Here is a 6192-nt window from a genome sequence, read left to right as displayed (position 1 = left end):
ACACAGGATTTCATTGCTTTAAATTCATCAAAGCAAAGAACGGAGGGCAAGTAGTCCAAACGTACTTTACCGTTCTTCACAGCCGCTTTCATGATTCGTAAAATCGTTACATCCGATACGAAATAACGAAAGGCAATGTCTTTTCTACTGGAGTTGGTCGCTAATTCTGCCATGATTTTTCGTTTCAAGTCGACAGAAATCGAACAATTTCTATCGACTAAAGAAGTTTCAGCCGAGAAAGTTGCGCCACACTCTTTACATAGGAATCGAGTTTTTTTAAGTTTTAAGATTGTTTTACGTGAATGGATCGGTAGTAATTGAATGGTAGTTTGGTGGGTCCCATATTTAATCACTTGTCCTTCATTTTTAACCCCACATTTTGTACAACAAGTGGGAGGAGTATAATCTAAGCGTCCATGAATCATGTAGGAGGTAATGCCTCCTTCTTTCTTTTCAGAAAGCCAATTTGTAGGGAAAATGATATTTTCATCTGTTAAACCGAGTAATTTTTTAGTATGATAGTCCATGGAGATATCCTTTCTTGATGAGTTTGTTTTAGGCGACTTAATTCTATCAATTTGGATATCTCTTTTTCTATCTTTTTTTACAAAAAAATAGTGTTAGTAGAAAACAAAATTGTTTTCCACCAACACTAGATATTATAGAATCTGATTTGTCAAATTAAGCTAGACAATATATCTTTATCCATGCAGCTCAAAAATACTTCCAATGGTGTTTGGTAATTTAGTGATTTTCTTGGAATATGGTTTCTTTTCGAGGCAACGGATTGAATAAAGGTTTCATCCGTGTCTCTAAAGTCCATTGTTTTAGGTAAACCATCTCTTCTAAGCAAGCCATTTGAGTGCTCATTTAGCCCTCTTTGCGAAGGTGTTCCTGGATCTGCGAAAAAGATGTCAATATCGTTCGAGTTACTTATAGATCGCCAGTTGGAAAATTCTTTTCCACAATCAAACGTCATGGATTTAAACAGATGTTTAGGCATGGATTTGAACCAATCATTTAACCTGGTTTCGATATCTTCGGCTCGTCTGCCTATGGGTTTCAAAGTAATAATAACCTTGGATAAACACTCAACCAATGTAATAACAGCGCTCTTGTGTTTGACTCCCACAATGGTGTCGCCTTCAAGATGTCCAAATTCTTTGGACAGGTGTGGATAGAGACTGTTCCGTTCATGAATAGTTCTGCGAAAGGCCTGTTTCCCACGCTTTTCTTGATGATTATTTGGTTTGCGCTTTCCCTTCATAGGTAACGACTGCGTGTCAAAAAGGCCTTTTTTAAACATCCGATAGAGTGTACGAGCAGAACAATCAATTGGAAACTCGCTACGGCCGATAATCACGTCGGGGGACCATCCTTGAGCTACTTTCTCTTGAACATACGTTGATTGCTCATCAGATAAAACGGTTGAATGTCGTCCACACCGGGATTTATTTTGTTTGTATTGTCGATAATAATCTAGCACTTTTTTTCCTTGTTTGAGGAACGAATAAACGTTATAAATGGTTTGTCTAGAGCGATTTAAACTTTGTGCGACAAGAGCGACAGGTTTGTCGATATTGAAATAAGACGCTATCAAAACAAGTTCGTCTGTTGTAAGATGGGTATAGGTCATTTGTACTCACTCCTTATAATTCTTTGGTCGGAACTATTTTGAGTGTAGCACAAGTGACTTTTTTTAGTTGTCTAGCTTAATTTTACAATCGGCGGAACCAAAAAACGCAGAAATGTTTGTCGCATTTCTGCGTTTTTTATTTTATAGATGTGGAGATAGTCCTTCCGTGTTTGAATCTTTCATTGTCATTGGGACTGTGGGATAATAAAAAAGTAAAAAGTGAGAAAGAGGGAGAAAAATGATGAAACGTATTTTATTCATTGGCGATAGTATTACAGATGCGGGACGCGACTATTCAAACCAAAATGATTTAGGTAAGGGCTATCCGTTACTAGTTGCGGGGAAACTGAGTGCAAAGTATCCTGAGAAAGATTTTTTATTTTTGAATCGGGGAATCAATGGCAACAAACTCATAGATGTAAGAAACCGTTGGCAAGCCGATTGTTTGGAATGGCGACCTGATATTGTCTCTATCTTGATCGGTATCAATGATACTTGGCACAATGTAAGTGATCCTACCGAATTTGCTTTGGTAAAATCTTTGCAACGATTTGAAGATAACTATCGCTATCTACTTGAATCATTGAAAGAAAATAATATCTCAAATATTGTATTGATGGAGCCTTTCGTATTGCCAATCCCAGAAGATCGCAAGTCTTGGCGACTGGACCTTGACCAAAAAATTCACACGATCCGTCACTTGGCTGAGGAATATCATGCTTTATTCGTGCCTTTAGATGGCAATTTAAATGCCTTAGGGATCAGGTATGGATTTGAGAAATACACAGCAGAAGATGGCGTTCATCCCACAAATCTTGGACATGAAATAATCGCTCGTAGTTGGATAGAGTCCATACAAACGAAAGAGGAATGGTTATAAAGAATTAATAAAACGCCTTAAAGCTTAAGGCATAGCACATATTTCTATTTTGAATCGAATCAATGACTTTTATAATAATAAAAAAATAGACTCATAGATGAGCTTCAATCTTATGAGTCTATTTTTTCAATTACAGAAATGGATTACCTACTTTTATCTCTCCAACTTGAAGGAAGATTTTTCACTTCTTGACTTTGTGAATTCGTAGAATAGAGCTTTTTACCTCTAGATAAATGCTCTTTTAACTTTTTTTGTTTCCTAATTTTTTTTTGCTGCTTTGAAAGAGTCTTTAGATGTTTCTTCAATGATTTGAGTGTTACAGAATCAGAAGTAAAAACTTTGTATGGAGTTTTTACTTCTGTATGTTTTTTTTTAAAATTTTGCGGTGTTTCTGGATCTTCTAATACTTTTTTTAAAAAACATCTGGAAATTGTACGTGCATTCTCTGGTTCTTTATTAAAAGGTAGACTTGTCACTTCCTTCCTTTTTTCATAATGATCCCATAAAGCTAAAAATTTTTGAATTTGCTCTTTATTCGTATCAAGAAATGTGTTTAGAAACCGTTTTCGGCATTCTTTTGATTTATAGAAGCGTTTAAGATAGAATTCATGAGTAGCGAAAATGGAATCGTGACAATTATAAAGCGCAATTCTAAAAGCAGTAAATGGTTCAAGGATGGGACAGTTAGGAACTCCTGAGTAACCTCTCATAGAAAGCCGCATTTCATTTACAGGTTGATCCAACTTTCTTTTGATATAGGAGATGATATTCACTCTACTGGTTGGATGGTAGTCAAATTTTGTAGCAAAAAGGAGTTCGCTAACTTCTTCAATTCGTTCAGGGGGAAACTTAATGTAATAATTATTCATGAAATCGGAATGTAGTTTATCTGTTTTTACTAAGACATAATGGTCGGATCGTTTATAAATAATTAGACTATAAACGTGATTATTAACACTGGTAATAGTGATATAAGAAGGAATGATCACAAAACTGGTCGGATCGTTTTCTTTTAGATTTTCGATGATGTTCTGTAATTCTGAAGCTTCCTTTGTATCATAAAAATCAATGGTATGTTGCAGTGATGTGATAATTGCAGCTTTTTTTTGTGGTTCAATAAAAAAGGAACCTTTATCTTGTTCAATCATGGATATAAATTTTGAAAACAAAAATTGGTAATTTTCTTTTCCCTCATCTCCAACTGCTTTAAAGTCGGAGGCCTTACCAAGTCTGAGTGCAAGTGCTAATATATGGTACTGTCGATCAAAGTCAATCATAGACATTCTCCTTACTTGTAACCTATTAAAATTGTACGCCTTTAAACAGTTATATTGCTTACTTTTTTTTCGATTATTAGAAAATAAGATTCTTTTCGTTCTTAAAGTAGCTTCTTGAAGGATAGTCGAAGTAGTTACTTTTCTCACAGTGTATTATTAATTAGTTGACACATGAATGAACATTCATTTATAATGACTTATGAAGAGTTGTTCATATGTAAGTGTGAGGAGTGATATCAAATGAAAAGTTACCAATTAGAAGGATTAGATTGTGCAAATTGTGCTATGAAAATCGAAAAACAAGTCAAACAAATCCATGGCGTAAAAGAAGCAAGTGTCAATTTTGCCACTGGTAAATTAACAATAGAAGCAGATGAAGCTGAAATGACGGCCATTGAAAATGAAGCGAAAAAGAAGATTGTGGCTTTAGAGCCGAATGTTACAGTAACAGAAATCGAAAAGAAAAAACTAAAGCCGTCTCATAAACAGTCAGCGCTCCAAAATCATGCACTTTGGCGTATTGGGATTTCCGCACTTGGCTTATTAGGTTTGTTCTTGTTCGTACCAACTGAACCTGTTCGCTTTATTGGCTTTCTAATCACTTTTTTGATCATTGGCTTTGATGTACTCAAGCAAGCGGTAATGAATATTCGTAAAGGACAAGTTTTTGATGAAAATTTTTTGATGTCTGTTGCAACAATTGGGGCAATGGCGATTGGTGAATATCCCGAAGCAGTAGCAGTTATGTTGTTTTATCAAATTGGGGAGTATTTCCAACATTTTGCAGTAGATCAATCTCGTCGCTCCATCCGTGAATTAATGGCGATCCGTCCTGAAGTCGCTCATGTTGAAACTGCGACAGGAATAATGACGAAAGAACCAGAAGACGTGCAGATAGGCGAAAAGGTCATCGTGAAACCTGGGGAGCGTGTGCCTTTAGATGGAAAAATTATCAGCGGAGAGTCCTTAGTAGATACATCTGCTTTGACAGGAGAGTCTTTGCCAAAAAAAATTATCACAGGTGAAGCCGTCTTGAGTGGATTTATTAATAAGACGAACCCATTGACGATTGTGGTAGAAAAAACATATGAGAATTCAACGATCAGTAAGCTGTTGGAACTAGTGGAAAATGCCAGCAGTAAAAAAGCGCCAGCAGAAAATTTCATTACAAAGTTTGCACGTTACTATACACCGATCGTAGTTGGATTGGCGGTTCTTTTAGCGGTTGTACCACCAGTCTTGAATGGTGCTGATTTTTCAGAATGGATATATCGTGCATTGACTTTCTTAGTTATATCTTGTCCTTGTGCTTTGGTCATTTCTGTACCATTAAGTTTCTTTGGCGGAATTGGTGGAGCAAGTAAAATTGGTGTGCTTGTCAAAGGTGGAAACTACCTTGAACTTTTAGCTCGAACGGATACGGTTGTATTTGATAAAACTGGCACTCTAACAAAAGGGGATTTTTCGGTACAAAAAGTAGTTTCTGAAATGGAAACTAATCAATTTATGCAATATATCGCTAGTGTAGAGAGCGTCTCCACTCATCCAATCGCTAAAGCTGTGTTGGCTACTTATGATGGCCCTTTACTGGAGATTGAAAAAGCAGAAGAAATTGCTGGAGAAGGGATGAAAGCAAAAATTGTTGGCGAAACCGTGCTTGTGGGAAACCAGAAATTACTAGGCAGATATGGACTATCTGTTCCTGAGGATGAAATGGTTGGAACACATATTTATCTTGCTGTTGCTGATCGTTATTTAGGGTATTTGGTTATTGCAGATACGTTGAAGACTGATGCAGTAGACGCTATAGCAAAATTAAAAGAAGTCGGTGTGAAAAAGACAGTGATGTTGACTGGGGATTCTCGTGTCATTGCTGAAGAAGTAGCACAACAAGTTGGAGTCGATGCTGTATACAGTGAACTCCTTCCTGAAGATAAAGTAAAAAAACTGGAAGAGATCATGAAAACAGCTAGTCAAAAAACAGCGTTTGTTGGAGATGGGATCAATGATGCACCTGTACTGGCAAGAGCGGATATTGGCATTGCTATGGGAGGGTTAGGTAGTGATGCAGCTATTGAAGCAGCTGATGTCGTTATCATGAATGATGAACCATCAAAAATTGCAGAAGCGATCCAATCAGCTAGAAGAACTTTAAAAATCGTTAAACAAAATATCGTATTTGCGATTGGTATCAAAGTAATCGTCTTGATTCTTGGAGCACTTGGTTTTGCTTCTATGGGAAATGCTGTCTTCGCCGATGTCGGCGTGACTGTCTTAGCAGTACTGAATGCAATGAGAGGGTTGTATGTAAAAAATAAAATACAAAAAACTAGATAAAACGAATGTCCCTTGAATGTCACTTCTTTTTAATACGAATGAACTTAATTGAATACTAAGAC

5 protein-coding genes are annotated in these 6192 nt (G+C 36.5%); 2 read left to right on the top strand and 3 right to left on the bottom strand.

The window, feature by feature from the left end; translation table 11 throughout:
- Both A5844_RS03610 and A5844_RS03605 read right to left on the bottom strand, forming a co-directional pair.
- Positions 1-527 (bottom strand): transposase family protein (locus A5844_RS03610; protein ID WP_143353699.1); only part of this gene is annotated, 527 nt, incomplete at its 3' end.
- A 149-nt stretch (positions 528-676) separates the two neighbouring features.
- Positions 677-1636, bottom strand: coding sequence for an IS30 family transposase (locus tag A5844_RS03605; RefSeq protein WP_086283913.1), 960 nt, complete (start codon positions 1634-1636; stop codon positions 677-679).
- Between the two features lie 238 nt (positions 1637-1874).
- Here A5844_RS03605 and A5844_RS03600 point away from each other — a divergent pair, with 238 nt between their 5' ends.
- Positions 1875-2516, top strand: a complete 642-nt coding sequence (locus A5844_RS03600; protein ID WP_086283912.1) for an SGNH/GDSL hydrolase family protein — start codon at positions 1875-1877, stop codon at positions 2514-2516.
- Positions 2517-2659: 143 nt separating this feature from the next.
- On the opposite strand, the gene A5844_RS03595 is transcribed toward A5844_RS03600, so the two are convergent.
- The gene (locus A5844_RS03595; protein ID WP_086283911.1) at positions 2660-3793 is read right to left on the bottom strand and encodes a hypothetical protein; all 1134 of its coding nucleotides are present in this window, start codon (positions 3791-3793) and stop codon (positions 2660-2662) included.
- 240 nt (positions 3794-4033) lie between these two features.
- Between A5844_RS03595 and A5844_RS03590 the strand changes: the two genes are divergently transcribed.
- Positions 4034-6130, top strand: a complete 2097-nt coding sequence (locus A5844_RS03590; RefSeq protein WP_086283910.1) for a heavy metal translocating P-type ATPase — start codon at positions 4034-4036, stop codon at positions 6128-6130.
- Positions 6131-6192 lie beyond the last annotated feature (62 nt).

Source organism: Candidatus Enterococcus wittei (assembly GCF_002140175.1).
GTDB lineage: Bacteria > Bacillota > Bacilli > Lactobacillales > Enterococcaceae > Enterococcus_B > Enterococcus_B wittei.
This window is presented reverse-complemented; position numbering and strand designations above follow the sequence as displayed.

What these genes read in the sequence shown, in the direction of transcription:
- A5844_RS03605 (WP_086283913.1), bottom strand. Translation starts at nt 1,636, where the DNA reads ATGACCTATACCCATCTTACAACAGACGAACTTGTTTTGATAGCGTCT.
- A5844_RS03600 (WP_086283912.1), top strand. Translation starts at nt 1,875, where the DNA reads ATGATGAAACGTATTTTATTCATTGGCGATAGTATTACAGATGCGGGA.
- A5844_RS03595 (WP_086283911.1), bottom strand. Translation starts at nt 3,793, where the DNA reads ATGATTGACTTTGATCGACAGTACCATATATTAGCACTTGCACTCAGA.
- A5844_RS03590 (WP_086283910.1), top strand. Translation starts at nt 4,034, where the DNA reads ATGAAAAGTTACCAATTAGAAGGATTAGATTGTGCAAATTGTGCTATG.